Origin of the sequence: Paenibacillus sp. CCS19, assembly GCF_033239625.1 — a bacterium.
In the GTDB taxonomy this organism is placed as follows: Bacteria; Bacillota; Bacilli; order Paenibacillales; family Paenibacillaceae; genus Paenibacillus_T.
Window position 1 is genome coordinate 1 of the sequence record NZ_BTCK01000036.1, and the last position, 24,793, is coordinate 24,793.

General features: G+C 45.9%; 40 protein-coding genes. All 40 read left to right on the plus strand.

The genetic code is table 11. The annotated features are described in order from the left end of the window. The first annotated feature begins 247 nt into the window (after window positions 1-247). Window positions 248-721 (plus strand): nucleotidyltransferase domain-containing protein, encoded by a 474-nt coding sequence (locus SBI19_RS21270; RefSeq protein WP_317971529.1) that lies wholly within the window; start codon window positions 248-250, stop codon window positions 719-721. Between the two features lie 197 nt (window positions 722-918). Further along, the gene (locus SBI19_RS21275; protein ID WP_317971530.1) at window positions 919-1,083 is read left to right on the plus strand and encodes a hypothetical protein; all 165 of its coding nucleotides are present in this window, start codon (window positions 919-921) and stop codon (window positions 1,081-1,083) included. Window positions 1,084-1,251: 168 nt separating this feature from the next. After that, entirely contained in the window at window positions 1,252-1,740 is a 489-nt protein-coding gene (locus SBI19_RS21280) for an NUDIX domain-containing protein (RefSeq protein WP_317971531.1), read from the plus strand. 22 nt (window positions 1,741-1,762) lie between these two features. Continuing rightward, a complete protein-coding gene (locus tag SBI19_RS21285) occupies window positions 1,763-2,404 on the plus strand; it encodes a hypothetical protein (protein WP_317971532.1) in 642 nt (213 codons plus the stop codon). Window positions 2,405-2,437: 33 nt separating this feature from the next. Then, a complete protein-coding gene (locus SBI19_RS21290) occupies window positions 2,438-3,199 on the plus strand; it encodes a Nif3-like dinuclear metal center hexameric protein (RefSeq protein WP_317971533.1) in 762 nt (253 codons plus the stop codon). A 13-nt stretch (window positions 3,200-3,212) separates the two neighbouring features. Then, window positions 3,213-3,860 carry a hypothetical protein gene (locus tag SBI19_RS21295; protein ID WP_317971534.1) on the plus strand — a complete coding sequence of 216 codons (648 nt, stop codon included), beginning with the start codon at window positions 3,213-3,215 and terminating at the stop codon, window positions 3,858-3,860. A gap of 34 nt (window positions 3,861-3,894) precedes the next feature. Continuing rightward, on the plus strand, window positions 3,895-4,353 hold the full coding sequence (gene lspA, locus SBI19_RS21300; protein WP_317971535.1) for a signal peptidase II: 459 nt from the start codon (window positions 3,895-3,897) through the stop codon (window positions 4,351-4,353). 20 nt (window positions 4,354-4,373) lie between these two features. Continuing rightward, entirely contained in the window at window positions 4,374-5,180 is an 807-nt protein-coding gene (locus tag SBI19_RS21305) for a DUF4184 family protein (protein WP_317971536.1), read from the plus strand. Window positions 5,181-5,210: 30 nt separating this feature from the next. Then, a complete protein-coding gene (locus SBI19_RS21310) occupies window positions 5,211-5,729 on the plus strand; it encodes a DUF4259 domain-containing protein (RefSeq protein ID WP_317971537.1) in 519 nt (172 codons plus the stop codon). Window positions 5,730-5,733: 4 nt separating this feature from the next. Further along, window positions 5,734-6,399: a ribose-5-phosphate isomerase RpiA gene (gene rpiA / locus SBI19_RS21315; protein WP_317971538.1), complete on the plus strand. Its 666-nt coding sequence runs from the start codon at window positions 5,734-5,736 to the stop codon at window positions 6,397-6,399. A gap of 41 nt (window positions 6,400-6,440) precedes the next feature. Beyond that, the gene (locus tag SBI19_RS21320) at window positions 6,441-6,869 is read left to right on the plus strand and encodes a GNAT family N-acetyltransferase (protein WP_317971539.1); all 429 of its coding nucleotides are present in this window, start codon (window positions 6,441-6,443) and stop codon (window positions 6,867-6,869) included. 20 nt (window positions 6,870-6,889) lie between these two features. Further along, complete coding sequence (locus SBI19_RS21325; protein ID WP_317971540.1) at window positions 6,890-7,342, plus strand: macro domain-containing protein; 453 nt, start codon at window positions 6,890-6,892, stop codon at window positions 7,340-7,342. 615 nt (window positions 7,343-7,957) lie between these two features. Next, window positions 7,958-8,347 carry a hypothetical protein gene (locus SBI19_RS21330; RefSeq protein WP_317971541.1) on the plus strand — a complete coding sequence of 130 codons (390 nt, stop codon included), beginning with the start codon at window positions 7,958-7,960 and terminating at the stop codon, window positions 8,345-8,347. 39 nt (window positions 8,348-8,386) lie between these two features. Continuing rightward, window positions 8,387-9,118, plus strand: a complete 732-nt coding sequence (locus tag SBI19_RS21335; RefSeq protein WP_317971542.1) for a metallophosphoesterase family protein — start codon at window positions 8,387-8,389, stop codon at window positions 9,116-9,118. Window positions 9,119-9,177: 59 nt separating this feature from the next. Beyond that, window positions 9,178-9,507, plus strand: coding sequence for a DUF3024 domain-containing protein (locus SBI19_RS21340; RefSeq protein WP_317971543.1), 330 nt, complete (start codon window positions 9,178-9,180; stop codon window positions 9,505-9,507). Window positions 9,508-9,533: 26 nt separating this feature from the next. After that, window positions 9,534-9,989 carry a GNAT family N-acetyltransferase gene (locus tag SBI19_RS21345; protein WP_317971544.1) on the plus strand — a complete coding sequence of 152 codons (456 nt, stop codon included), beginning with the start codon at window positions 9,534-9,536 and terminating at the stop codon, window positions 9,987-9,989. Further along, window positions 9,990-10,439, plus strand: coding sequence for an HD domain-containing protein (locus SBI19_RS21350; protein ID WP_317971545.1), 450 nt, complete (start codon window positions 9,990-9,992; stop codon window positions 10,437-10,439). A gap of 121 nt (window positions 10,440-10,560) precedes the next feature. Beyond that, entirely contained in the window at window positions 10,561-11,067 is a 507-nt protein-coding gene (locus SBI19_RS21355) for a GNAT family N-acetyltransferase (RefSeq protein WP_317971546.1), read from the plus strand. A 36-nt stretch (window positions 11,068-11,103) separates the two neighbouring features. Next, window positions 11,104-11,796 (plus strand): HAD family hydrolase, encoded by a 693-nt coding sequence (locus tag SBI19_RS21360; RefSeq protein WP_317971547.1) that lies wholly within the window; start codon window positions 11,104-11,106, stop codon window positions 11,794-11,796. Window positions 11,797-11,838: 42 nt separating this feature from the next. Further along, on the plus strand, window positions 11,839-12,429 hold the full coding sequence (locus SBI19_RS21365; protein WP_317971548.1) for a DinB family protein: 591 nt from the start codon (window positions 11,839-11,841) through the stop codon (window positions 12,427-12,429). A 39-nt stretch (window positions 12,430-12,468) separates the two neighbouring features. Continuing rightward, on the plus strand, window positions 12,469-12,990 hold the full coding sequence (locus SBI19_RS21370) for a GNAT family N-acetyltransferase (protein ID WP_317971549.1): 522 nt from the start codon (window positions 12,469-12,471) through the stop codon (window positions 12,988-12,990). 37 nt (window positions 12,991-13,027) lie between these two features. Next, a complete protein-coding gene (locus SBI19_RS21375; protein WP_317971550.1) occupies window positions 13,028-13,495 on the plus strand; it encodes a GNAT family N-acetyltransferase in 468 nt (155 codons plus the stop codon). 17 nt (window positions 13,496-13,512) lie between these two features. Further along, the gene (locus tag SBI19_RS21380; RefSeq protein WP_317971551.1) at window positions 13,513-14,070 is read left to right on the plus strand and encodes a GNAT family N-acetyltransferase; all 558 of its coding nucleotides are present in this window, start codon (window positions 13,513-13,515) and stop codon (window positions 14,068-14,070) included. Between the two features lie 90 nt (window positions 14,071-14,160). Beyond that, window positions 14,161-14,826 (plus strand): hypothetical protein, encoded by a 666-nt coding sequence (locus SBI19_RS21385; protein WP_317971552.1) that lies wholly within the window; start codon window positions 14,161-14,163, stop codon window positions 14,824-14,826. A 127-nt stretch (window positions 14,827-14,953) separates the two neighbouring features. Beyond that, complete coding sequence (locus tag SBI19_RS21390; RefSeq protein WP_317971553.1) at window positions 14,954-15,565, plus strand: hypothetical protein; 612 nt, start codon at window positions 14,954-14,956, stop codon at window positions 15,563-15,565. Window positions 15,566-15,595: 30 nt separating this feature from the next. Then, window positions 15,596-16,081 (plus strand): GyrI-like domain-containing protein, encoded by a 486-nt coding sequence (locus SBI19_RS21395; protein ID WP_317971554.1) that lies wholly within the window; start codon window positions 15,596-15,598, stop codon window positions 16,079-16,081. 147 nt (window positions 16,082-16,228) lie between these two features. Further along, window positions 16,229-17,005, plus strand: coding sequence for a GNAT family N-acetyltransferase (locus SBI19_RS21400; RefSeq protein ID WP_317971555.1), 777 nt, complete (start codon window positions 16,229-16,231; stop codon window positions 17,003-17,005). A 38-nt stretch (window positions 17,006-17,043) separates the two neighbouring features. After that, the gene (locus SBI19_RS21405) at window positions 17,044-17,502 is read left to right on the plus strand and encodes a hypothetical protein (RefSeq protein ID WP_317971556.1); all 459 of its coding nucleotides are present in this window, start codon (window positions 17,044-17,046) and stop codon (window positions 17,500-17,502) included. 53 nt (window positions 17,503-17,555) lie between these two features. After that, a complete protein-coding gene (locus SBI19_RS21410; protein WP_317971557.1) occupies window positions 17,556-18,023 on the plus strand; it encodes a GNAT family N-acetyltransferase in 468 nt (155 codons plus the stop codon). 15 nt (window positions 18,024-18,038) lie between these two features. Continuing rightward, the gene (locus tag SBI19_RS21415; RefSeq protein WP_317971558.1) at window positions 18,039-18,605 is read left to right on the plus strand and encodes a nucleoside/nucleotide kinase family protein; all 567 of its coding nucleotides are present in this window, start codon (window positions 18,039-18,041) and stop codon (window positions 18,603-18,605) included. Window positions 18,606-18,618: 13 nt separating this feature from the next. Next, the gene (locus SBI19_RS21420; protein WP_317971559.1) at window positions 18,619-19,050 is read left to right on the plus strand and encodes a GNAT family N-acetyltransferase; all 432 of its coding nucleotides are present in this window, start codon (window positions 18,619-18,621) and stop codon (window positions 19,048-19,050) included. A 505-nt stretch (window positions 19,051-19,555) separates the two neighbouring features. After that, entirely contained in the window at window positions 19,556-19,984 is a 429-nt protein-coding gene (locus SBI19_RS21425; protein WP_317971560.1) for a hypothetical protein, read from the plus strand. After that, window positions 19,981-20,406, plus strand: coding sequence for a hypothetical protein (locus tag SBI19_RS21430; RefSeq protein WP_317971561.1), 426 nt, complete (start codon window positions 19,981-19,983; stop codon window positions 20,404-20,406). Before SBI19_RS21425 ends, SBI19_RS21430 begins: the two co-directional genes overlap by 4 nt. 34 nt (window positions 20,407-20,440) lie before the next feature. Beyond that, window positions 20,441-21,004, plus strand: a complete 564-nt coding sequence (locus SBI19_RS21435) for an NUDIX hydrolase (RefSeq protein ID WP_317971562.1) — start codon at window positions 20,441-20,443, stop codon at window positions 21,002-21,004. 131 nt (window positions 21,005-21,135) lie between these two features. Next, window positions 21,136-21,720 carry a DJ-1/PfpI family protein gene (locus tag SBI19_RS21440; protein ID WP_317971563.1) on the plus strand — a complete coding sequence of 195 codons (585 nt, stop codon included), beginning with the start codon at window positions 21,136-21,138 and terminating at the stop codon, window positions 21,718-21,720. 98 nt (window positions 21,721-21,818) lie between these two features. Continuing rightward, complete coding sequence (locus tag SBI19_RS21445; protein WP_317971564.1) at window positions 21,819-22,421, plus strand: hypothetical protein; 603 nt, start codon at window positions 21,819-21,821, stop codon at window positions 22,419-22,421. Between the two features lie 12 nt (window positions 22,422-22,433). Continuing rightward, entirely contained in the window at window positions 22,434-23,246 is an 813-nt protein-coding gene (locus SBI19_RS21450; protein WP_317971565.1) for an aminoglycoside adenylyltransferase domain-containing protein, read from the plus strand. A gap of 23 nt (window positions 23,247-23,269) precedes the next feature. Continuing rightward, window positions 23,270-23,830, plus strand: coding sequence for an AAA family ATPase (locus SBI19_RS21455; protein WP_317971566.1), 561 nt, complete (start codon window positions 23,270-23,272; stop codon window positions 23,828-23,830). A gap of 70 nt (window positions 23,831-23,900) precedes the next feature. Next, window positions 23,901-24,215 carry a hypothetical protein gene (locus SBI19_RS21460; RefSeq protein WP_317971567.1) on the plus strand — a complete coding sequence of 105 codons (315 nt, stop codon included), beginning with the start codon at window positions 23,901-23,903 and terminating at the stop codon, window positions 24,213-24,215. 37 nt (window positions 24,216-24,252) lie between these two features. Beyond that, on the plus strand, window positions 24,253-24,789 hold the full coding sequence (locus tag SBI19_RS21465) for a YfiT family bacillithiol transferase (protein ID WP_317971568.1): 537 nt from the start codon (window positions 24,253-24,255) through the stop codon (window positions 24,787-24,789). Window positions 24,790-24,793: the final 4 nt, after the last annotated feature.

Below are 24,793 nucleotides of genomic sequence, written 5' to 3' on the forward strand. Positions count from 1 at the left end.
GTTGGTAGAGCAACTGACTTGTAATCAGTAGGTCGTGGGTTCGACTCCTATCGCCGGCACCATCTTTTACAACGGATATCCCGTTCTAAGACTTTAAGTCTTGGATCGGGATTTTTTGTTTTCTGTTTATGATTATGGAATATGATGGTAATATTGTAGTGGGTAAGTGATTGATAAACTGACCGAAACCAGGGAGTTGGGAAAGATAGATAACAGAATCTTACATGCGTTTGAAAGAGTGTATTCGATGTTGAAGGACAAAGAAGTGGATTGGGTTCTGACAGGAAGTTTGAGCTTCTTTATACAGAGCATCGAAACCGACGTGAATGATATCGATATTCAATCCGACAAGGATAGCATTTTGAAAATCCAAAATGTTCTGGATGACTATATTACTCGAGAGGTCGTTTATAGTGAGTCGACTAATATTCGCTCTTACTTCGGTAAAGCTATGATCGATGATGTAATGATTGAACTCATGGGGGATATCGAGCGTTGTAAGGATGGAGTGAATTGGACCGCGCCATTGAATATAAAGGAAAATCGTATCTGGGTGCGATACATGAATATGGACATTCCAGTATTGGATTTGATGTATGAATATGAGGTTTACATCGAATTTGGAAGATATGAGAAGGCGAGAATGATTTTGAGTCATATGGAGAAACAACGAATGGATGACAACCTAATAGGGAGAAGGGGAAGTGTAAGTCGTCGATGAATAGAAAAAGAAAGCCATTTGTTGCGGGACTTCTATCATTGATTGTTCCAGGTCTGGGACAGATGTACAATGGACAGTAGTAGAAAGCAAGTTTACTCTATCTTATGTTAGGAGTTGCGGTGAGTTACAGTCCTGATGAGTTTGTGAAATTTAGAATCAGGGCGGATAACGATGCAACCAAAGAAGAGGCCAAAAGCATGGTAGAAGGCTTTATTAAAGAACTCGAGAGTCAGATCGTTCCTCATCTCGAGGAATTCTATGCAACACATAGCGTTCAATTCGATATTAAGTCGAACGAGAATGGAGCAATTCTATATAAGGGCAAAAAGGAAGACGAGACAGATATTTGGTGGCAGTTCTAATGTACGGTATGTTAGTGCATTGCATTGTATTACCAAAGACTTTCGTATATCTATTAAACTATGTATAATAATGGAATACTTGTCATACGAAACACGACGAGGCCTATGATACGAACTATCTATGCCGAATCGTGTTTCTTTGTTTTCGAAGAAGATGGGAGTCGTACAATGAAACCTAAGATGGATCAATGGTATGAACTAGAAGATATTGATCACGAACTTATGAAGTTCGCAGTTATTATTGCTACTTTCCATAACCAGTTCATCATCATTCATAACAAGAAACGTGGAGGCTGGGAGATACCGGGAGGCAGCAGAGAAGAAGGCGAACCTATTATACATACGGCAAGTCGAGAATTGTTCGAGGAAACAGGGGCTGTAAGGTTTGAGTTAACACCATTCGGAATTTATGAGTGGAGAGGCAGCTACGGGATGGTTTTCTGCGCAGAAGTAGAGGAGCTGCAGCCATTGCCTGCTTTTGAGATCGAAGAGATTAAGTTTGAAGACGAACTGCCTGAAGGAATGAATTTCGGAGAGATGTTCTATTTATTCCATGACAAATGGTTGGAACGTAAAAATTGGAGGCTCACGACTCACAGCATTGCTATCAAGGGAAATTCGAATCAGGAGATGAGTACATTTGAATCAAGAAGCTAAACCGAGTATGAAGGGGCTGTAAATGAAAGTTCAAGACCAAGAAGTTCCTACTATAAATGAATTCATGCAGGCCTTTTTTCAAGATTTCAAAGATGCATTGGTGAAATGGGATCTTGTTATCCGAGACAATTTCATGAGCTCTGATCATAAAGATACGTTCTATTCGAATTATGGAAAAGGACTAGACACCTGGTCAATTACCGAACCGATCATTAAGTTTCTCGCCTATACTGAATTATGCAAGGTGTACAAAATTCGGCCTGAGGATCATGCGTATAACGACGGTCGGATGCTGGATTACTCCGTGTACATACAATCTGATGATCATGATACTATCAGCGAGATCGGAATCGAATTGAAATGGGGTGCCTTTACTCGAAAAGGATTACAGAAATCATCCTCGATAAGGTCGTTAATCAATGATTTTGTGAAGATGAAAGAACTGCAAAATGACCACAAGTATTTCATCCAGCATTCCATCTCTTCTCTTGAGCTCGAGTTGCAAATAGAAGCATTAAACAATCAAATTACAGACGAAGTGGATGGACGTCTGATTCGAAAATGGATACCTCGATTAATCGATATAAAATCTTTCGAAATCGTTGGTGCCATGAATGAGGCTAAGAGATTCAATTTGCTGTTATGGTCGGTTGAGAAGAGGTAGATGAATGCATCACTAGGGATAGGAGGAATGAGGATGAACATCCAACAGTTCAAATCGTGTATAGGTGAGTTATTCGGACAGCTGCTTCTTGATTTTCAGGAGGATGAGGAATATGGTTACAGCAACTTCACAGCGGCTGATTATCGAACAATAGGATATGCGACTAACCTTACACCTGAGATCGTCCAACAGGCAGCCCAGCATAAGGTTGATCTGATTATAACCCATCATGATGCGTGGGGTTTTGTATATGGGATGAAAGAGCGCTGCATGGCCTTGCTGGAAGAGCATCATATTGCGCATTTCTATATTCACCTGCCGCTCGACTATGCGGAGTTCGGTACTTGTCATTCTCTGCTTCGGCTATTAGGCGCGAATGTAGTTCAACAATCGCAGCACGTCAATGGCGATAGCAGTATCGGAATTGGGGAGCTCGAGCGTTCAATTACGCTGGAACAATTGGCTGAGACGATGAGAGAGCTATTAGGCGAGAATATTTTTGTTCAACCAAACAGTAACCGGGACGTAAGACGAATAGGGATGGTAACTGGGGCAGGGAATAGCACGAATCAGTTGAAGGAAGCAATGGAGAGCCAATGCGATGTATATATTACTGGCGAGAAAACGTTGTATACCGTTCAATATGCGAAGTTTATCCAAATGAACCTCATTGTTGGAAGCCATACCTTTACCGAAATATTCGGAGTAAGGTCGCTTGCCTGCAAGATTCAAGAGAAATTTCCGGACGTCGAAGTGATACAATTATTAGAAGAACATAACGAAGTGATGTCATAGCCCGAGACTTCAGATGGGAGTGATCATAATCAAGAAAGGTTATTATTTCATCATCGTCATCCTTGCAGCCATGCTGTTAATATCCCAAACGCATTTGAAGGAATCTTTTGGAGACCAGATATTCGAAGGAATAGGCATTTCACCTTGGAGCAAGAGCAATCAGAATGGTATGCATTTGCCGGTCATCCTTGCCCTTTTTCTTCTCTGTATCGGGGTAGCTGGGGCTCAAAGAACGCTTCGGGATCGTCATCCTAGAATAACAAGATCTATACTGATTGGTTGTATTGCTTTCTTTGTTGTTTTTCCTTGGGCGACGGAAGGGTATATGTTCGTAGTGAAGTACAATGCTTCTGATATTGCTTCCACCGAAGTATCTAACGGTAAATGTAACTTCGTTTCGAATGAGAATAACGTCAATGCGGATTGTTCATTCAAGATTTATAATTACGGCAAAGCGGACGAAGTCGTCATCAGACCGATACTCCCAACGAACTGGAATCGAAATGTAGATATCGTTTTTGAAGCTAACACATTATCGCTTGATCAACATAGCAAACAGAATATTACGATGCGTTTCAATGGCATTCAGAACAATGGAAGCGGATTTAACGGCTGGGGTCAAGATATTGACCTGGAAGTGATTTCGACGAACAAACGCTAAACAAGACAACAAGAAAAAAGTCCGAGGTGATCCTATGTTTTATATGATTCTGCTGCTTGTCGTCCTTATTGATCAGAGCGCAAAAATATGGGTTCGACTTCATATGGAGCTTGGACAATCAACTCCGGTGTGGGATGGATTTCAACTGACGTATTTTGAGAATACCGGTGCTATGGGGAGCAGCTTTGAGGGGTATGGGCGGTATTTTGTCATTCCTGCTGTTCTTGTTGCGGTGTGGGCAATTCGTCTTTATCGCCAAGGTAGACTAGATGGATGGATGTTGAAGTGTGGTGCGGGAATCTTCGTTGGCGGTGCAATCGGTAATGCGATTGATCGTGTTCTGTATGGACGTGTCACCGATTTCTTGGATTTCGGCCGTGGCATATCGAATCTGGCGGATCATGCGATCAGCTTAGGGATGGTATGTATCCTGATCCATACTTTAATCATAAGCCCAATAAGTCGAAGAAGATCAAAGAGGGTAACCACGTAGCGAACTTTTCCAAGCAATGAATGGAGCAAGCATGCTTCATATCTGGTAGACATAAGGGAGGGATCGATACGCCGTTTACTTTCGCGCATCCTTTGTACGCCTTACCGGTGAAAGCGGTCAGGCCGCGATATTTGACTGTGTCCGGCTTGATTCTTGGCAGCATGTCTCCTGATTTTGAGTATTTTCTAGCGCTCGAGCCTCACCAGACGATCGGTCATACCATTGAAGGGCTGTTTATTCAAGCGATCCCATTGTGTGTCTTATTCCTAATCCTCACTCACCTTTGTATCAGATCATTCAGTTCTCATCTTCCTTCGATCGCTCATCTCGACGTCAGAGCTTACCAGCGAATTCGATTAATCGACCTACGCAACTACAGAAACTGGTTGGTGTTCTTACTATCCGTTATCGTAGGATTTTATAGTCACCTATTCGTAGACGCATTCACACACGAGAGCGGTTATTTCGTACTGCGGCATTCATCGCTTCAGTCTGAAATTGGTGCAATTCCGTTGTACCAACTGCTCCAGTATGCATTGTCACTCATCGGGCTGGCGGTCGAGTTTATTTGGGTAACATGGATGCTGTTTAGAACGCCGGTACCAACACACGCGGGCAGCGTGAAGAAGATCCCTTGGATGAGTAAAATAACTTACTGGGCGATTGTTCTCCTCATCGCATTGGGGATCGTTGCTGCTAAGCTCGCTTGGACAACGAGCACGAATACGATCGGAATTATTGTCGTTGCTCCAATATCAGGCGTGCTGGCGGGCATCGTTGTAGCGAGTTTAATTCATAGGAAAGAGATTCGGATTCGGAGTACATAGCCATTCATCTACAATTCTAGGAGGGTTACATTGGGAGCCTGGGGAGTCAAAACATTTGAAAATGACAGCGCGCTGGATTGGATCTCTGAATTGGAAGATGACAAGGATTTAAGCATAGTCGTGTATAAGTTCTCAGAGTTCAATCATGAGTATCAGGATAGCCCGGCTGAGACTCTGGACAGTGATTTATCTTCTGAAGTATTAGCGGCTGTTGAGATCGTTGCTGTGTTACGTGGTGCACCAGGAGGGGATATCCCCCCAGCTATCGAGAGATGGCTGAAGAAGAAGAGCTATGACAGAAATTTAGTATCGGTTTTCAATGAGATGATGAAAAGTGATGCGGTCGATGATGAGACCAAATTGCAGTGGAAGGCGTTCAGCAAAGAAGAAAAGTGGAAATATATCGTCAGCGCATTAGCCGATGATGCGGTAAAACTGATTGAGATCATTCTTAGCCAGTCCGAACTAAAGGATTTATGGGAAGAAAGCGACAAGTACGAAGACTGGTTGTCAGAAGTTAATTATCTCAAATCCAGATGTGGAGGTTGATCGAATGAATGCGAAGAAAGCAGCAGCGGATAAAGCGGTTGAGCTTATACAGAACGGTATGACTGTTGGATTGGGGACGGGCTCTACCGCGTATTGGGCGATCCATCGAATTGCAGAGCGAATCAAGGAAGAGGGACTGCAATTAAAAGCTGTTTCAAGCTCGAAGAACTCGGAGGAGCTGGCGCTGCAGTTAGGCATACCGATCATCCCGTTCGCTGAAGTGGAATCAATCGATATGACGATTGATGGTGCGGATGAAGTCGATCGGGACAATCATTTGATCAAAGGCGGCGGAGGCGCACTGCTGCGGGAGAAGATTATCGCATCGAACAGCAAGCGATTTGTCGTCATTGTCGACGAGTCCAAGCTGGTCAAGACGTTAGGCAAGTTCCCGCTGCCGATCGAGATCGTTCCATTCGCAGCGGAGTTGACCATTCGACGGCTGGAGCAGCTTGGCTGCAAGCCTGTTATACGAAAGGCTGAACAATCGACTTTCGTTACGGACAATGGGAATTGGATTGTCGATTGTCATTTTGATGAGATCGCAAGTCCCGGTGCGCTAGGTGATCGGATCAAAACAATCCCCGGTGTCGTCGAGCATGGTTTGTTTATTCAGATGGCACACACGGTCGTGGTTGGACATGCGGATGGAACGACGAGCGTTATATAAGCGACATATTCGGCGCCTATGCGACGATAGGAGGTTCCGTGATGGAAGTGATATACAATGATTATCTTATCAGTGATGATAAGTCGAAGATTAACACTGAGGCGGTCATCGCATTTTTGACGAGAAGTTATTGGGCCAATACAAGACCTCCTGAACGGACGATCCGAGCGATTGAAAATTCGTATTGCATCGGCGTATCCTATGGCGATCAGCAAGTTGGATTTGCGCGCGTTGTGACGGACTGGGCGACATTCTTCTATCTTTGTGATGTGTATGTGGATGAGGAGCATCGTGGCAAGGGGATAGGCAAGAAGCTAGTCCAGTCGGTCATGAATGTGGCGGAATTAGAAGGACTGACAGGGCTTCTAGGTACCAAGGATGCACATGGACTCTACGAGAAATACGGGTTTGTTCGGGACAGTGAACGGTTTATGAGACGTCCCCCGCAATGGACCATGCATTCGAAATAACGTAATAGGGAGAGCGGTTAATGCCAGTCACAATTGTTAACGGCGATTTGTTGAATGCGACGGAAGACATCATCGGGCATCAGGTTAACTGCCAAGGTGTAATGGGGTCCGGCGTGGCCCGAGCATTGCGGGATCGATACGTGAATTTGTATCCATCGTATAAGCGGTTTTGCAATCAATACGAATCACATGAGCTGCTTGGCAAATGCCAACTCGTTCAAACAGGTTCTAAATTTACGGCTAATTTATTCGGACAACTGAATTACGGAAGGCAGAATGTACTCTATACGAATTATGAGGCTTTGAAGCAAAGTCTTACTGTACTGAAGGAAGAAGCTAAGAAGAGTGGACATTCGATCGCATTGCCATATAACATCGGCTGCGGGTTGGCTAATGGAGATTGGAATGTCGTTGAGCCGATGCTGCAGGAAGTGTTTGCGGATTATGAGGTTACGTTGTATAGGTTGGGATAGATCGTTTGTGGCTTTGTCATTGTGAAGGGAGTAATCGGTTGGAACATAATAAGGATTCTATTTATTTAGATCCATGGGAGCCTGCTCAATCCGAGACATATGTGCAAGAGCTGTATAGAGAGCTTGGTAAAGATCATGTTCTATTTGGTATACCTCTACAAATCGTTGCAAGAAGATTCGATTGTGATGATGTCTTGTTTAAGTATCTGCATGAGGCTAAGTATGCTCAAGTGCATCTGACGTGGCGTGGTAGCACGGAGAAAGATCCTAAGTGGCCTATCACAATGGTTTATGATTCGTTCGAGAAATGGAGATCGGAATCTATGCTCCCTGACCATGTTAGTTGGATTGGTTAGATAAACAAGGAATTATGAAGCTGAACATTGAATTAGATGAGTTCAAGGTCATTGTCGAGCAAGTGATCGGAAGAAGTGACTGACCTCTATTTTGACATAAAGGACTATCCCTATGACCTTCAAACTATATCATTATTATGATAGAGAAATAGGACCGTTCCGAAACTTATCTAAGCTTCCACAGGAACAATCAGAAGAGATATCCAGACAGATTCGTGCGAATGGAACGACCTTTGCCAGTCGCCGTTCGGAAGAATATATGAGGATAAGACGAGAACTGGAGGCTGCTGCACGAGAACAGTTTGTCATGAAGGGTGGGAAACCGCGCAACACATACCCTCATTACATGACACTCGGAGCTTGCTATTGGCTGAAGTCGTGGTATCCGAATTCTGACGTACTGGAGATTCCTTGGGATCATTTTGCGGAGGAATCGGTTAGTTTTACATACGGTGATTTATTTCCCACCATGCGTTATCGAGATGACAGGCCTTATCGGCAGCAGATGTATACGAAGACAGGAATTGTTGAGCTCATTGAGAGGTACGGTTTTCCGCAGGATTGGAACCGGGACGGGGACAAGGGGCCAGAACGATACATTGAAGCTCAGATTTGGGATGAGGAAGTCATTGGGCGGTATTTATACTAGAAGAACATGCAAGTCGTTTGTTGAGTAGGAGGTAATCGGATGGATCGAATTGCTGTCATATCAGATATTCATGGGAACTTGCCGGCTTTGCAGGCTGTGCTGGAAGATATTAATGCGCGTCATGTTGCGATGGTTTATTGTCTTGGCGATCTGATCGGCAAAGGGCCGAGTTCGGATCTTGTGGTGGATCTTGTTCAGCGGACATGCGATAAGGTAATTAAGGGCAATTGGGATGATTTCGTATCCAAACCGAGTGAGTTCGAAGCCGTGCATTGGCATCAGGCTAAGCTTGGTCCGGAGAGATTGACTTTCTTAAGTCAATTGCCATTCGGCATTGAATGGTATATGAGCGGGCGGCTTATTCGGTTGTTTCATGCTTCGCCTCGCAGCGAATACGAGCGCATTCAACCGTGGGATCCAGAGGAACGGAGGATGTCTCTATTCGAAAGTTCAGAGCACTACGAGCAGCAAGCACCAGCAGACGTAGCCGGTTATGGCGATGTACATAATGCATATGTGCAAAATTTTGCCGGCAGGACATTGTTTAATGCGGGCAGCGTAGGAAATCCATTGGAAATCCCTCAAGCTTCGTACGCCATCCTTGAAGGCCGATTGAATAGTAAGGAGCTTGCAGCCTTCAGCATTCAGTTGGTGAGAGTTCATTACGACATTGAACTAGCCATCAAACAAGCAGTGGATGAGGGAATGCCCGATCTTGAAGCGTATGTACAGGAGTTAAGAACGGCGCAGTATCGCGGGAAAAAGGGCTAGTCGCTCACAGTAACAGTAACGGCATTAATTCAACATACATCATATAGAGGTGCATCAGCTTGGACGATTTTACAAAGAAACGTATTGAAAAAATTATGAATGTGTATATCGAACAGAAGGTCCCAAAACATATTCGAAATGAAATTAGGCTGAATTATAAGATAAGAGGAAATAATGTAACGCTAGTTGAAGAGCGGCCAGCTTTCATGAGCAAAGAGTGGGTGGAGTTAACCGTGGCTCAGTTCCGATTGGAACAGAACCAATGGAAAGTGTATTGGAGAGATAGCAAGAAAAAGTGGCACTTCGTGGAGGACATCACTCCTGCAGATAATTTCGAAACACAGCTGCTGATCGTAGATGAAGATAAGAGAAACATGTTTTGGAGTTAAATGCCTAAGGAAAGGAACTGGGGTTAATGGACTTTCGCGTCGTAAAAGTGGAGCCAGACCAGATCCCCATGGATTTGCTGTTGTTAGCTGACCCTTCTCAAATCCAAATCGAAAGTTATATCCGTCGAGGCCATTGTTACTTGGCGTATGATCATGAGCAGATCGTTGGCGAGTTTGTACTGCTGCCCACTTCTCCGCATACCATTGAGATTGTGAATGTTGCAGTGGACGAGCATTGTCAAGGCAGAGGAATTGGCAAAGCGCTTGTAAGCAAGGCGATACAGGAAGCAAAAGAATTGGGCTATCCAACCATCGAGATTGGGACAGGCAATTCGAGCATTCACCAATTAAAGCTTTACCAGCGATGTGGATTTAGAATTGTCGGCGTCGATGTGGATTATTTCATACGTAACTATGAGGAAGAGATCTATGAAGACGGCATTCCATGTCGAGATATGATACGGCTTAGACTGGAGCTTTAAATGGATCATCCTGTGCGGGATTTGGAGGTGGACGTATTGCATATTGAGTTGGCGATTGCTATTGCGCTGGAAGCGCATAAAGATCAAGTGGACAAAGGCGGAGCCCCTTATATCCTGCATCCGTTAGCGGTAATGAATCGGGTTGAGACGTTAGAGGAGAAAATCGCAGCGGTTCTTCATGATGTTGTGGAGGATAGTTCCGTTACGCTTGAGCAGTTGAGAGCGCATGGGTTCTCTGATGAGATCATCGATGCGATCGGCCGGCTGACCAGATCCCAAGAAGATAGTTATGAAGCATTCATCGAGAAGACGAAAGGAAACTGGATCGCTAGAAACGTCAAAATCGCGGATATCAAAGAGAACATGAACTTGTCTCGGATTAACAATCCGACCGAAAGCGACTATAACCGTTTAGAAAAGTATAAGAATGCACTTGCAAGACTCGAGTAACGGATTTGCGTGATTGTATTCATGGAGAGGACTGTCGGCTGCGTCGGCAGTCTTTCCTATAGGTTCGGTTGTAATAGGTGGATGAGCGGGGCTTTTCAATTATGTAAAGCGGGTGACGACAGTGGAACAATTGGAACAGCAGCTTAAGATTAGACATGCAACTAGCGACGAAGCGGCTGATGTATTGGAGCTGTGGCTGATGTCCGCTAGATGGTTAAATGCGAAGGGGATTTACCAATGGAGACCGGAGCACTTTAGGCTTGAGCACGTCGTGGAGTTTATGAACGATGGGGCGGATGTCTACGTTGCGGAATACCAGGGTGCTATTGTGGGCACGTATGTGTTGACCTGGTCGGATCCTTTGATCTGGAACGAGTTGGACCATAACGGTGCAGGCTACATTCATCGGTTTGCTGTGAACAGAGATTACAAGGGACTAGGGATTGGAGAGCAGCTCATTCAATCCGCGATCGGAGAGATCAGACAACGGGGCAAAACGGTCGTACGGCTGGACTGCATGGCGGAGAATCCAAGATTGAATCAATATTATCGGGATCTTGGCTTCGGATTCGTTCGCAGATTGGAATTTGATAATTGGGCCGCGAATTTGTATGAGATTGTGTTGTGAGTAAAATGGTACCAATTCAGTTGGTGAGGAGCTAATATGAGGATACAAGCGATATTCTTCGATTTGTTCGAAACGCTGATCACTGAATTTGCTGACGGTAAGCGAATCTCGAATCGCCAGTATGATTATATGCAGCTGCTAGGTCTATCTGCTGAGGCATTCAAGCAGGAGTGGCGCAAACATCAGGATGCTCGAATGAGAGGGAAGCTTGCTTTGTTCGATGAAGTGATCCGCACGATAGTAGCATCACACAACCTAATAGTGAATGAAGGGAATATCGAGTTCCTCTACCAAGAGAGAGTGAAGGAGAAGCACATTCCTTTTAAGCGGGTCCATACGGAAGTGTTGGAACTCTTGCACTACTTGAAGCAGAACGGAATAAAGATTGGCCTCATCAGCAATTGTACGGAAGAAGAAGTCAGAGGCTGGCACGATTCGGTGTTTAGCGAATACTTCGACGATACAGTCTTCTCCTATCAAACAGGGTGGTGTAAGCCGGATAAGGAGATCTATATGCTGGCTTGCACACGAATGAATGTTCAGCCGGAAGCCAGCGTCTTCGTCGGAGATGGCGGCTCGAATGAGCTATCCGGCGCAGCGGATGCGGGGCTTAACGTATTCCATGCAATCTGGTTCCAATCTTGGATAAAGAGTGACTTTGCTGAGCTTAGAAGTCCGGGAGAGTTGATTGTTGCGCTTGAGCGCTTGCAGCAGCAACCGGTCGAGTGACTTAATTCCATCAACACGGTGTGAAGGAAGGGAAGACACGACATGTTTGCTTTTGACAAGCTGGAAGTCATGACGGTTCAACAAACTATTCAGTTTATCGATCAGGCACTGTCAGATACTCTTAATCTATATCAGGAGTGGTATCGAATAGACTCGGAAATGCTTGGTTTCCAACCGGCAGCGGGCTGGCGTATTGAGCAAATCTTGGAGCATGTGACGCTGACCAATTATTATTTGCTCATACTGATCCGGAAGGGCCGGAGGAGAGCGCTGGAGCTTGCAAGCAAGGTTGATCTGGAACAAGAGGTTGCGAGTTATGAGAACAATCTCGGTGCGCTCGATCGTATTGCGCAAGATCAGTCGTTGAAGTGGATTCGACCCGATCATATGGAACCGACAGGCGATAAATCACTTGCTGAGATACAATCGCTGATGATCGAGCAGATCAACGAATGCAGACAGATACTTGCTGAAATCCCGAACGGTGAAGGAATATTGGCGAAGACAACGATGACTGTGGCTGACCTCGGCAAAATTGATGTCTATCAATATATTTATTTCTTATGCCAACATGCTAGAAGGCATATCTCGCAGATGGAGCTAGTGAGAGAGGCGTACTGGAATCGATTGTAAGGTTTGGTTCTAAGAGCGACATAGCACAGAGGTGACAATATGACAGTCCGTATTCGAACGGAAAACGAACGCGATTACGATCAAGTCTACCAAGTAAATTGCACAGCTTTCGGAAATCGCGAGGATGAAGCGAAGTTAGTTGAACGGATTAGATCCACTTCTTATTGGGTGCCGGAGCTATCCCTTATTGCGGAGCAAGATGATGAAATAGTAGGACACTTATTGCTGAGCAAAGCCGCAGTGGTAGATGGCGAAACGCAGCACGAGGTCATCGTCCTTGCTCCGATTGCGGTTAAACCCGAGTATCAGAAGCACGGTATAGGCAAGCAGTTGATCCGGGAAGGGTTGGAGCGCTGTCGGCAGCTTGGTTATTACATCGTATTGTTGATCGGCCATCCGTCATATTATCCCCAATTCGGATTCCAGCCGGCTCGTTCGTATGGACTAGAGCTGAAGCAATTCGAAGTGCCTGACGATGTGTTCATGGTATGTGAGCTGAAAGAGAATGAATTGCTTCATCTCCGGGGCGAATTGAAGTATCCGGCCGCTTTCTTTGGTTAAGTTAACCGATTGTAATGCATGAGAGGGAGATCGCTGTATGGAATACGTAGAGATAACGAGCGACTGGTCGGAGGAAATCACTGCTATCAGAGGCGATAGAATTGTCTCAAGAGGAAAGGTGCATATGGTGCAGCATTTGGCCGGATATGCAGCTAGAGAAGAGGACCGCATTCTAGGACTCATTCTATATGACATCCGCAATAACGAATGTGAAATTGTTGCTTTGAACAGCTACAGCGAGAATTGCGGCATAGGGACGAGACTTATTGAATTGGTGAAAAATAAAGCGATATCGCAGCATCTTAACAGGCTGTGGCTTATTACGACTAACGATAACATTAAAGCTATCCGGTTCTATCAGATGAGAGGATTCGATATGAAATGCATTCATCCGAATGCAGTAGACGAAGCAAGAATGATTAAACCGACAATCCCTTTGATTAGTTCGGAAGGAATCCCGATTAAACATGAAATCGAATTCGAAATCAAACTAGCAGCGATGTAGGAAGGATGGCATCCATCATGTTCAACTATCGAATCGACGATTCATTGTGTCTTACCCTATTAGAAACAGGAGATGCGGATGCCTTATATGCACTGATCGATCGGAACCGTGACTATATTGGGCAGTGGCTGAAGTTTCCGAGTATGACGTTGTCTGTGGATGATTCTGGAGCGTTCATCGAGCGGACGCGTCTGCGTTACGCGAAGGATGACGGATATTGGATCGGCATATGGGAAGGCAGTCAGCTCGTTGGTTCTATTGGTTACTTGTATATGGATCAAGATAATCGGAAGACAGAGATCGGTTACTGGCTGGGGCGTGAATTCGAAGGTAGAGGCATTATCACAAGAGCTATTCAAGCACTGATCCAATTCGCGTTCTCTCGCCTTCACATGAACAAAATTGAAATCGGAGCAGCGTCCAGCAATGCGAGGAGCCGTGCGATTCCCGAACGGTTAGGTTTCCAGCGTGAAGGCGAAATAAGAGATTACGAGTTTATCAATGGTCATTATCTGAATCGTGTTATCTATGGTCTGACAGCCAGCGAATGGGACGCTCGTACAGACAGTAATTAAGCGGAAGAGGTATGGAGATGGAACATTTACTAGCCGTGCTCAATCAACATGAAGTTGATGCTGTGTTACGGAATAATGGAGGATACGCGTTTGCCTTGGCCGATGGTACATTTCGCTATATCCGATCAGCTTCATAACGGGACACCTGCGCCGGAGTTGTTAATTGGCAGTATAGGTCCAGACGCAATCCATGCGAGAGGCAGCATTTCGCGAGAAGAGAAAGGCCTTACGCATCTCGTGTATCAGGGGATTATGCCGACGAAGGAAATGATTGGGGACAAGTACGATTCCTACGTTTCGATGAATACGACGAAGGAGTGGCGCGACTTTGTCCTGGGCTATTTCTCGCATATTTACACCGACCTCAGATGGACAGAAACGTTATATAGCGATTTCGAGCTGGCGTATGGCGGCGAACCGAATGCACAGCGCGGGACCTACAATTCCGAAGTAAGCCAGGTGGAATTCGATCTGATCCGATCGACGGACCGTTTGGACAAATGGATTAAGCTTCTTAAGGGGACGGAAGGCTATTCGATCGACCCTTATGTAACCGGGCAGGAAGTCCGCCAATATCGGGATGAGAAAATAGCTTGGCTGCTGGAAGCGGGTAATGAGCCGCGGATCACGCCGGTTTATTTTACATTGGAGCGAGTGCTGCAGTTCATTGATCAGACAGCGATGGAAATTCGGGAGCTTTTGAGCGAACGATTGCCTGCCATTGAAGAGTTCATTGAGGAGAGACGAGTGAAATGAAAGAATTTCCCAGTTAGCAGCGGATAGATTGGCGCTCCGTCAGTTGAAGCGCGATGATGCTGTAGATGTGGTTCTTGCATATGGATTCGAGCATATGAAGTTGACCTAAGGTAAGGAGGCTATCGCTGTGGGAACGAGCTTCGGCAACATGCATGTCATGACAGATAACCTTGATGATGTTCTTGAGGCATTAACAAGTTTGTTAGAGGATAAGGAGCAGCCCGTTATTCCTGCAGGTAATCTGGATGGATTCGAATCGTTGCTGGCAGTGGCGTATCGCGGAAGAAATATCTTCTACCTTGGCCAATTGCAGCGGGGTTTCGTAAGCATTCTCAACGATTACTTCGATTGGGGAGAGGTTGAAGCGGTTGGTGAAGAGTTATCCAGTTATATACAAGCTCCTGTTATGACGATTTCATACTTTGATGACGGTGTGTTCACGATGACAATCTACTCCAATGGTGAGGAAGTAACCGGTCAAGTATGGTGTACAGAAGGAGCTAGATTTGATTATGAACTAGAGGACAAGAAGGCGGACATTAGCGTGCTTACGGAGTACTTGGGACACCAGCACTTCGACCGATTGAATGAGATTATGGCTATGAGCGATTGCGAGAAGGCTGTAGAAGCGCTGCAGGAGCTGCTTCAAATACCGTTGTGGATCAAGTCGGATTGGTTCGACGATATTCAGGACCCAGAGCTTGAAGGCAAATATGCGAAGTATGATTTGAATCGTTAATGATCTGACCATGATGCGGAGGCGAATGTAGTGGAAAGCAAAATCATGCAGAGAGATGGTTTGTTATTGGCAGGACTGGCGGTTAATGTGACGCTTGGAGATGTGGAGAGTGGGTTGACCATTCGGCTTGGCGAACAATTCCTTGCAAGAAGACACGAAATTAGGAATGAAATTAACGCTAGAGAAGTATTCGGCCTGTCTACCGATCCAGACGATTACAATCCCGAGACGGATCCGTTCGAATTCTTCATCGGTGTGGAGGTATCTTCTGTCGATAATTTGCCGGACGGCATGGTTTATCGGGAGGTGCCCAAGAATGAATATGTCATATTCTCGTTCGAAGGTCCGGCTGAGAACGCCGGCCCCGTCCATCACTATCTGTATTCCACATGGCTGAACAACAACGATTACAAACTGGCGTCCCCCTATAATATTGAAGTATATGATGAACGGAACAAAGGACCGAAAGCAGTAGAATCGGTAACGGATATTTATTTTCCCGTTGTGAAGAAGTAACAGGGGAGAGATGAATAGCTTCGTACTATAGCGTCAGCCAACTGGCGCTTTTTTGGTTTGACAAGAAAATAGTGCCAATAGATCGGGGATGGGATACAATACCAATATGTGTAAGGCGTATATCACAGCATGCAAGGAGTTTATTGGATGAAAGAAGTTCTAGTGGTCATAAGTGCGCTCATTATAACGATGGGTAGTTTCGTAGGCTTCGCAGATGACAGTTTACTCATTATTACAATCAGCGTAGTTGGAGGCTTCATTCTGTTCGCATTAGCCTTCATTATTGAACGGCTCGATCATTTGAAGCCAATGACAGCTTCATCGTCGGTTCCACTTGCTCATTCCGCATCTCAACCAACAGCCGAAGTAGATCGGACGCCTGTGAAGATGAAAGCGAGTGGTGAGAACGATGCAGTCGAGGTGGTCCAGGTGACGGAGGACCAGAAGACGATCCTGCGTCAGCTGATCGAACTCTATGAATATGATTTTAGCGAGTTTAATGATGCAGATGTTAATGCGTCCGGGCATTACGGATACACGTACTTGGATCACTACTGGACGGAAGAGAAGAGACGCGCTTATTTTGTCAAAGTAGATGGCCGGTACGCGGGGTTCGTGTTAGTGAATGATTATGTTAATAACCTAGTAGATGAAGACGCTAGGTCAATCGCAGAGTTCTTCATTATGCGCAAATACAGACGACAAGGGATCGGGAAGTTGGTCGCTGCCAGAGTGTTCGATACATTCAAAGGTACGTGGGTTGTGCTGCAGCATGGCAATAATGTGGCTTCCCAGCAGTTCTGGACTCGAACGATCCATGATTATACAAATGGCAGCTATAGCGAACACGATGTAACGACAGAGCATTGGACGGGTAAGGGAATTGTGTTTCGAAACGGGGCTGCGGACAACGCAGTAGATTGAATTGATTCTATTAGCAATGTGCCGGAAGGATCAATGACATGAGAGATAAAATTTTATTTATCATGACGCATATCGTCGGATCAGCTATACATAAAATCGGTCGAGCCGGCGAAATGGTCTGGCTCTCGATCGGTGAACCGACAACAACCAAAGGGCTGCTCAGTAGAAGAACGTCTTACCCCTATGCGATCCATCTGCAGTGTCCATGGGTATTCACCTACGAGGGCAATGTATGGATGGAAGACGACGATTTATTTGATATGAATGGGCAATCGAGATTTGACTATTTGATGGATGGGATACCGCTGCCGCTGCGTATTACTGCAGTTGATGCGGACGAACGCGGGGGATTTCAACTGAAATTCAACGGCAGCTGGATGCTACGAGCGTACATTCCGCAAGAAAAGCCTGAAGCCGAGCTGTGGAGATTCATTGAGTATATGGGCAGCGAGGAAGAGAGCAAGCATTTCGTAATCTCTGGCTCTAGTATGGAATAGAGGAATTGGCGTTTCAATTAGCGCTGGCAGCTCGCAGGGCGGAGGTGATTAACATGGAGTTTAGAAAAATAACATGGGAGAACTTCATACCATGCATCGAACTGCAAGTTACAGAGGAACAGAAGAGCTATATATCATCGAATCAGCATGCTCTCGCCGAAGCCTATATTGCCCAGGATGAAGGACAGGACATTATTACGTTCGCGATCTATAAGGACGAAACACTAGTTGGGTTTATAATGATGTATTACGACGACGGATCTGGTAATTTTGATTATAGCTCGTATGGGATTTTCAAAATGATGATCGATCAACGGTATCAAGGTCAAGGCTATGGCAAGGAGGTTGTTGCGCAAGCAATCGCCTACTTCAGAACATTCCCGCGGGGCGCAGCCAAGGTAGCGGAGCTTACCTACAACCCGGAGAACGCAGCGGCTAAGAAGATTTATGATTCATTCGGTTTTGTGCAGACTGGAAAAGTATTGGATAGTGGTGAAGTACATGCGGAACTTGTGTTGTAGGCGAGGTGGAACATCATGCATATACGAAGGCCTATCATTATAGCTATCGCTGCCGTCGCGGGCGGAGGGAAAACGACTGTTGCTTCGCGTCTAAGTCAACGTCTCGCGAATGCGAAAGCACTATATTTTGACGAATATGATCTGGAAGCGCCTGAAGATATCATCGAATGGGTAGAACGGGGAGCTAACAGTAATGAATGGAATGTCGGTCCGATTGTTGCCGATATGGAGAAACTCGTCAGCTCAAGTGAAGTGGAATATATTCTGCTGGACTATCCGTTCGGAAGGTCGCATGATCATTTGCAAGCGATCGACTTCACGATATTCCTCGATACCCCGCTGGATGTAGCATTGGCACGAAGAATATTGCGAGATTACGAACTTGCGAATGCGGAAGAGATTAAGAATGACATGCAAGTTTATCTACAAAGAGGCAGATTGGGTTATGAAAGCATGCTGTATACGATTAAGCCGATATCGGATGTTGTCATTGACGGGACATTGCCTGTTGATGAAATCGTTCGGATAATAGAGAATGAAATAGCCAATCTGAAACAATCAACAATACATGCTAATCACTAAGGAGACTACACCTATGAGCCAACAACAATATGTAACTGAACTAAGACTTCCGACATTCGAAGAATACAAAGCGATTTGTAATTCAGTGGGATGGACGGATTATATGAATTGGGATGTAGTCGAGCAATCGATTGAGCGGTCGCTATTCGGCGTTGTCGTCCGATTCGGCGACGAAACGATCGGTATGGGACGAGTCGTCGGCGACGGCATGATCTATTTCTACATCCAAGATATTGCGGTTAAGTCGGATCATCAGGGCCAAGGTATCGGACGTAAGATCATGGATGCAATTACGGACTACTTGAAAGAGCACGCACCGGAGAAAGCGTTCATTGGCTTATTTGCCGCGCAAGGCAAAGAGACATTTTACAACAAGTACGGCTTTAATCGGCATGACGGGATGACGGGAATGTTCGGCGTTGTTCACGAGGGTGAAATTAAATAACACGGAGCTTGATCCCCCGTTTAGGGGACCGTAGAAATATTTAATGAACTGTGTTTGCCTGTGCTGCTCGTCGCTTGTGATTCGTCCAGCTACACTGTATCAAATCTCATAAACGATATGAAGGAGGAAGTTAATATGTTTCAATTGTCAACAGCGATCATACAGGTGCTGAGCATAGGGGGTCTGGCATTAGCAGCCTATGTCATCTATTTAGTTGTAAAAATCCTCAAGAAAAATGCCTCGTAATGTTCACGAACATTAATCCGGTCAGCTTCAATAGCTCGAGAGAAAAGCTGATGATGAAACAAAGGGGTTGCCATACATAATGGCCAGCTGTCCCTATAGTCAAGGTAGCTTGGCATTACGCCGGCTAGCTCCAATTTCATCGGAAGAGATTTGATCAATCGAGCAGGGAAGATCAGCCATGTATAGAAAGAAGTCTTGAGCATGTAGAATAGGCAGCCATTGCCGTAATATTGCTATTGGAAGGAGCCTGTTATACGAGATGTTAGTGAAGCTTATGAAAAGTATTGTCGCCCTCACTCTATTGGTTACAACAGCAGCTACACCTACTTTTGCCGCAACGAAAACGTCCTCGATTACGGTTAAGTTCGTAAGCGCTGAACTCATTGAGAACAACTCTGTCGGCAATGAATGGGAGACAGAAGGATTCGTGAATAATAAAGCACTTAGTGAGGGAATGTCCGTGACGCTTAAACTCAAAACAACAGACTCCCTCAAGATTAAGGTCACCGCATCCGAGTTGGATAAGATTCCGGACATCGGCTCAGCCAATCTTACCGTTAAGGCTTCTACCATTTCGAAGAAAACGACCAAGAGCCTTAAAGTTATCGTGAAAGAGAATAGAGGACGCTATTCCGGGAATACAGCCGAATGGAAGTTCACCTTCGAGATCAGTAAAGCATCATCATGATAAAACATCGTAAACGAATCCTCCTCCTACTTGGCATCCCACTTCTACTGGCAGCACTTTATCTACTAACCTACATTCCGCATAAGCTTATCCATATTGCTCCAACTTCGGTGTCGAAGATAATCGTCTTCAATGGCAGCACAGGCAAGCAGATCGAAATAACAGAGCCCGATCATATTCAGCATATTGTTGATAATCTCAATGGAATAACCTTTCATAAGGGTAAAATGTCGCTCGGCTACATGGGCTACAGCTTCCGAACAACCGTGTACGACAACAAAGGGAAAGTAATCAAACGGTTCATAATAAATACACCGGATACGATTCGTTACCAAGGATTTTTCTACAAAGCCCCAGGTAATCAGATCGACTACGACTACATCGAGAAGCTGTTCGATCATTATCCGATGATATGGCCGTGACGGCCGACTATGATACGGAAAGGTGACTTACATCATGAAGACTATCGAACTAAGCCATTACCCGACTCTTGCTAGTGCCATACAATGGGGTCCTGTAACGTCAACCTTCGAGCTAGGAACGAATGCGGATGAAGCTTTAGTTAGCAACGTAAGCATCATTCCTTGCGTTGGCGACCAGTATGTTATTTTTGAGATAGCAAATGGTGGTTGGGAGCTGCCTGGCGGTACGTTAGAACAGGGAGAGTTTTACCTGGATGGGCTTCGGCGAGAGATGATGGAGGAACTGGGGGCGGAACTTATCACGTTTCATCGCTTCGGATACTTCAATTGCAAGTCAAGCGCCGACAAGCCGTACAGACCTTATATCCCCCACCCTCACTTTGTGAGATTGGTTGGTTACGGCGAAGTTCAGATCGTTGGCAACCCGCTAAACCCCGAGGATGGTGAGCAAGTCATAGCGGTGGAAGTAGTCGACATTGATGAGGCGGTGGCACGCCTCGAGAGCTGTCAACGGCACGATATCGCTCAATTGTATAGGCTGGCCCATGACATCCGGCGAGAAATATTGAACGAAGCTAAAGATTCGATTAAATCGTAACGAACAGCAGGTGGAATGTCTTTACAAATATGCGGTTGCTGATTATTATTAGTAAAACACAAAAACATCAAGTGCAGGCTTGATGTTTTTTCATTTTCAGCGGACGGAAATGCAAGACTGGGGGACTGTCGATGAAGATTGCATATGTACTATTTGATGGCTTAACGTTTCTCGACTTTATCGGACTCTATGACGTCGTCTATCGGTTTAACATGTTCGAGGAGACGAAGGGAACCACTTGGGATATTTGCGGTTTGACGGAAGAGATCACAGATGAGCTTGGTCTGACGATCAAGGTGGGCAAGATTAAACCGGACTTGTCTGAATATGACCTCGTGTTCGTTCCAGGCGGCATGGGTACGAGGGCGCTTCGCTATAATGAGGAGTTCATCTCATGGCTGAAGCAGGCGGCGAACGTGAAGTACCTCGTCTCCGTGTGCACAGGGTCGCTGCTGTTTGGCGCAGCTGGATTCCTAACGGGTAAGAAGGCGACGACACATCCCTTCTCATACGAGCTGCTAGAGCCCTATTGCGACGAAGTGATTCAAACTCGGATCGTTAAGGATGGCAATCTCATTACAGCGGGCGGTGTATCGACGTCCATTGACCTAGCAATCTATCTCGCAGAGCTGTTCATTCATAAGGACGCAGCGGCTGCAATCAAGAAGCAAATCGATTACCCCTATGAAGTTCAAGGCATTGTGGAAGTGAACTGAACATGAAGGTCTGCAATTGACGTTGCAGACTTTTTTGTTCCATTCAACCGTTTGTCATTTCCGGGAAAATGGTAAGAGAGGAATAAAGGGGCTGCAGCATGACGATATACGAACTTGCAGAGAGAACGAACAATACGGCCTATCAAATCTTGCGCGAGCTTAAGCTGCTGGAACGTTGGAAGGAAGTCGGCGAGCCGATTCTCGTAGGCGCGGCAGCTTATCGATTGATGATCAGTCCGGACATCGATATGGAGATCTATTGTGAAATGCCGAATGCTTCCGCTGGATTCGAAGTGCTGGCGCAATGTGTGAAACATCCGAATGTGATTGCCGCGAAGTACGTCGACCTGCTCGATACGGAAGATCAAGGCATCTATTATCAAATGAAATATCGTCACGATGACGGCATCGAGTGGAAGCTCGATATGTGGCTAATGGCACATGATCATCCCGGTCCATGCGCGAGGGATTTGGTCGAGCCGCTAAAGACGGCATTGACGGATGAGACGCGACGCTCGATTCTGGAGATCAAGCAGCAGATCGGGCAAACGTTGGGCTTGAAGGTGCCATCGATTCAGGTCTATGAAGCTGTAATCGATGATAACGTTCGGAGCTTTGACCAGTTTCTAATCTGGCAGGCTGCTCATAATGCCTCAGGACTCACAAGATGGAAACCCGAATCAGTACGAAAGAATGATTGAAGGATGAGATCGATGGTCGATAAGCTGCCTCCTCGTGTACAAGAGGTACTCACCTATTACTTGGAACAGATAAACAAGCGGCAGGCCGGCTTGATTCAAGGCTTCTATCTGTATGGCTCAATCGCATTAGATGATTACTATCCGCATTGCAGCGATATCGATTTCGTTGCTGTCACGGAGATGCGACTAACGGACGAACAATATTTGCTCGTGATGGACATTCATAAGAATGTAGAGAAGAGATTCCCGAGCTCCCGCATGGGAGGCATCTATGTGACTTGGGCAGACATGGGTAAGCTGCATGAACACATCGAACCATTCCCGTACTATTCGGACGGCAAGCTGAAGCGGGCGGGGTATTTTGAACTAAACCTCGTCACTTGGTACGAATTGAAGCATCATGGAATCCGGCTCATCGGTCCTGCAATTGAGGAACTTGCTCTTGAAATCGACATGAATCCGTTCATTCGTAACATGCACATCAACCTGAATACCTATTGGGCGAATTGGATTCACCGAGCGACCAATCGATACCGGCCATACTCCTACATCGTGTGGCTGCGGGGAACAGAGATCGAGTGGGGTGTCCTTGGCATTACCCGATTATGGTATACCTTCCGTGAACACCAGGTGACGAGCAAGGCGGGTGCAGGCAAATACGCATTAGCGTATGTTCCGGAACAATGGCATCTTATTGTACAAGAGTGCATTCGCATACGACGTGGCGAAGGGGCATCACTCTATCGGTCGAGAGCGAAGCGTAAAGCTGATGCGATCGCGTATATGCAATACATCATGAAGCAATGCAATGAGATGTTTACATAGGGAATTAGGCAGGGGGACTCGAGATGAAACTTATCATCCTATTCGGACCGCAGGCAGTTGGCAAAATGACCGTCGGGCAAGAGCTGGAACGTATAACGCCGCTCAAGCTGTTTCACAATCATATGACGATCGAGCTCGTGTCTCCCTTCTTCAGCTATGGCACCCCTCCTGGCAAGCGGCTCGTTCGCCAGTTCCGCCAAATGATATTCGAAGAGGTCGCACAAAGCGACCTGGCGGGCATCATATTCACGTTCGTCTGGGCATTCGATCTCGAGTCGGATTGGAATTATATCCAAGAGATTCGTCAGTTGTTCGAATCTCATGGCGCGGAAACGATCTTCGTCGAACTGGAAGCGGATGTGGAAGAACGGCTTGCACGAAACCAAAGCCCGCATCGATTGGCGCATAAGCCGACCAAGCGTGACATTGCGTTCTCGGAAGGCGATCTTCTACGTACAATGGAGAACCATCGATTGAACTCGATCGAAGGAGAGTTCGAGGGCGACAACTATATGAGAATCAACAACACCGAGCTATCCCCGGAACAGGTTGCTGTGATGATTAAGAAACGATTCCAGCTGTGAGCTTGTCGAAGGAAGAGGAAGGAGACGGCTGAAAGAACAGTTTGATACGAACAGCGAGGGGGAATCAGGAGTGCCTTTCTTTGAACGCACGAATCGGATGTATAAGGTGTTCTTCACGCTCAGCTGTTTGTTTCTATTAATAACGATTATTGCGTACTCGCTTATCCGTCCAGACATACTGAATCACTTAATACGTGCGATTTGGACCGGGATATTCTTCACCATGACAATCTTCTTCCTCGTACTTGGTATCGTGTTGAAGAAAATCGCAGAGGATGCGGAGGATGATCTGACTTCGCTGACGAGACAAGTGTCGGAGCTGCGAGAAGAAATAGAGAAAGGTAAGTTGGTTCAACGCAACAAGCAGTACTCCGATGCACAGTGACAGTCAGCAGCAGCAGTTTATATAGAAAGAGAGGGTTATGATGATATTAAGCGACCAATTGCGCTATCCAATTGGTTCATTCGAACCAAACACCTCTGCATCATCGGACAGTCGGCAGCAGCTTATCCGGCAGATTAGTGGTATAAGCGCTGCACTACGGCTGCTGGTACGTAATCTTACGTTCGAACAGCTGCAAGTGCCGTATCGCCAAGGTGGATGGTGTATTCAACAGATCATTCATCATATGGCGGACAACGATATGAATGCCTATCTCCGGTTGAAGCGTGCACTGACGGAAGAACAGCCGAAGGCGTCTTCCTACCGTGAAGACCTCTTCGCTGAGCTAAACGACTATAGCGATGCATCAATTGAGCTGTCCATCGCTTTACTGGAAGCGCTGCACAATCGATTGGTTATCGTGCTGAAGAGTCTCAGTGAAGATCAATTCCAGCGCACCTTGCAAACCGGACTGCTCGGCATCATTACGATCGATATCGCCGTTCAGCGGTTCGAATGGCATAATCGGCATCATATGGCGCAAATCCAATCGCTCATTGAACGAATGGGTTGGTGATTCA

Coding starts and splice junctions, on each gene's coding strand:
- SBI19_RS21270 (WP_317971529.1), top strand. CDS start 248: ATGTTGAAGGACAAAGAAGTGGATTGGGTTCTGACAGGAAGTTTGAGC.
- SBI19_RS21275 (WP_317971530.1), top strand. CDS start 919: ATGGTAGAAGGCTTTATTAAAGAACTCGAGAGTCAGATCGTTCCTCAT.
- SBI19_RS21280 (WP_317971531.1), top strand. CDS start 1,252: ATGAAACCTAAGATGGATCAATGGTATGAACTAGAAGATATTGATCAC.
- SBI19_RS21285 (WP_317971532.1), top strand. CDS start 1,763: ATGAAAGTTCAAGACCAAGAAGTTCCTACTATAAATGAATTCATGCAG.
- SBI19_RS21290 (WP_317971533.1), top strand. CDS start 2,438: ATGAACATCCAACAGTTCAAATCGTGTATAGGTGAGTTATTCGGACAG.
- SBI19_RS21295 (WP_317971534.1), top strand. CDS start 3,213: ATGGGAGTGATCATAATCAAGAAAGGTTATTATTTCATCATCGTCATC.
- lspA (WP_317971535.1), top strand. CDS start 3,895: ATGTTTTATATGATTCTGCTGCTTGTCGTCCTTATTGATCAGAGCGCA.
- SBI19_RS21305 (WP_317971536.1), top strand. CDS start 4,374: ATGGAGCAAGCATGCTTCATATCTGGTAGACATAAGGGAGGGATCGAT.
- rpiA (WP_317971538.1), top strand. CDS start 5,734: ATGAATGCGAAGAAAGCAGCAGCGGATAAAGCGGTTGAGCTTATACAG.
- SBI19_RS21320 (WP_317971539.1), top strand. CDS start 6,441: ATGGAAGTGATATACAATGATTATCTTATCAGTGATGATAAGTCGAAG.
- SBI19_RS21325 (WP_317971540.1), top strand. CDS start 6,890: ATGCCAGTCACAATTGTTAACGGCGATTTGTTGAATGCGACGGAAGAC.
- SBI19_RS21330 (WP_317971541.1), top strand. CDS start 7,958: ATGAGGATAAGACGAGAACTGGAGGCTGCTGCACGAGAACAGTTTGTC.
- SBI19_RS21335 (WP_317971542.1), top strand. CDS start 8,387: ATGGATCGAATTGCTGTCATATCAGATATTCATGGGAACTTGCCGGCT.
- SBI19_RS21345 (WP_317971544.1), top strand. CDS start 9,534: ATGGACTTTCGCGTCGTAAAAGTGGAGCCAGACCAGATCCCCATGGAT.
- SBI19_RS21350 (WP_317971545.1), top strand. CDS start 9,990: ATGGATCATCCTGTGCGGGATTTGGAGGTGGACGTATTGCATATTGAG.
- SBI19_RS21360 (WP_317971547.1), top strand. CDS start 11,104: ATGAGGATACAAGCGATATTCTTCGATTTGTTCGAAACGCTGATCACT.
- SBI19_RS21365 (WP_317971548.1), top strand. CDS start 11,839: ATGTTTGCTTTTGACAAGCTGGAAGTCATGACGGTTCAACAAACTATT.
- SBI19_RS21370 (WP_317971549.1), top strand. CDS start 12,469: ATGACAGTCCGTATTCGAACGGAAAACGAACGCGATTACGATCAAGTC.
- SBI19_RS21375 (WP_317971550.1), top strand. CDS start 13,028: ATGGAATACGTAGAGATAACGAGCGACTGGTCGGAGGAAATCACTGCT.
- SBI19_RS21380 (WP_317971551.1), top strand. CDS start 13,513: ATGTTCAACTATCGAATCGACGATTCATTGTGTCTTACCCTATTAGAA.
- SBI19_RS21400 (WP_317971555.1), top strand. CDS start 16,229: ATGAAAGAAGTTCTAGTGGTCATAAGTGCGCTCATTATAACGATGGGT.
- SBI19_RS21405 (WP_317971556.1), top strand. CDS start 17,044: ATGAGAGATAAAATTTTATTTATCATGACGCATATCGTCGGATCAGCT.
- SBI19_RS21410 (WP_317971557.1), top strand. CDS start 17,556: ATGGAGTTTAGAAAAATAACATGGGAGAACTTCATACCATGCATCGAA.
- SBI19_RS21415 (WP_317971558.1), top strand. CDS start 18,039: ATGCATATACGAAGGCCTATCATTATAGCTATCGCTGCCGTCGCGGGC.
- SBI19_RS21420 (WP_317971559.1), top strand. CDS start 18,619: ATGAGCCAACAACAATATGTAACTGAACTAAGACTTCCGACATTCGAA.
- SBI19_RS21425 (WP_317971560.1), top strand. CDS start 19,556: ATGTTAGTGAAGCTTATGAAAAGTATTGTCGCCCTCACTCTATTGGTT.
- SBI19_RS21430 (WP_317971561.1), top strand. CDS start 19,981: ATGATAAAACATCGTAAACGAATCCTCCTCCTACTTGGCATCCCACTT.
- SBI19_RS21435 (WP_317971562.1), top strand. CDS start 20,441: ATGAAGACTATCGAACTAAGCCATTACCCGACTCTTGCTAGTGCCATA.
- SBI19_RS21440 (WP_317971563.1), top strand. CDS start 21,136: ATGAAGATTGCATATGTACTATTTGATGGCTTAACGTTTCTCGACTTT.
- SBI19_RS21445 (WP_317971564.1), top strand. CDS start 21,819: ATGACGATATACGAACTTGCAGAGAGAACGAACAATACGGCCTATCAA.
- SBI19_RS21450 (WP_317971565.1), top strand. CDS start 22,434: ATGGTCGATAAGCTGCCTCCTCGTGTACAAGAGGTACTCACCTATTAC.
- SBI19_RS21455 (WP_317971566.1), top strand. CDS start 23,270: ATGAAACTTATCATCCTATTCGGACCGCAGGCAGTTGGCAAAATGACC.
- SBI19_RS21465 (WP_317971568.1), top strand. CDS start 24,253: ATGATGATATTAAGCGACCAATTGCGCTATCCAATTGGTTCATTCGAA.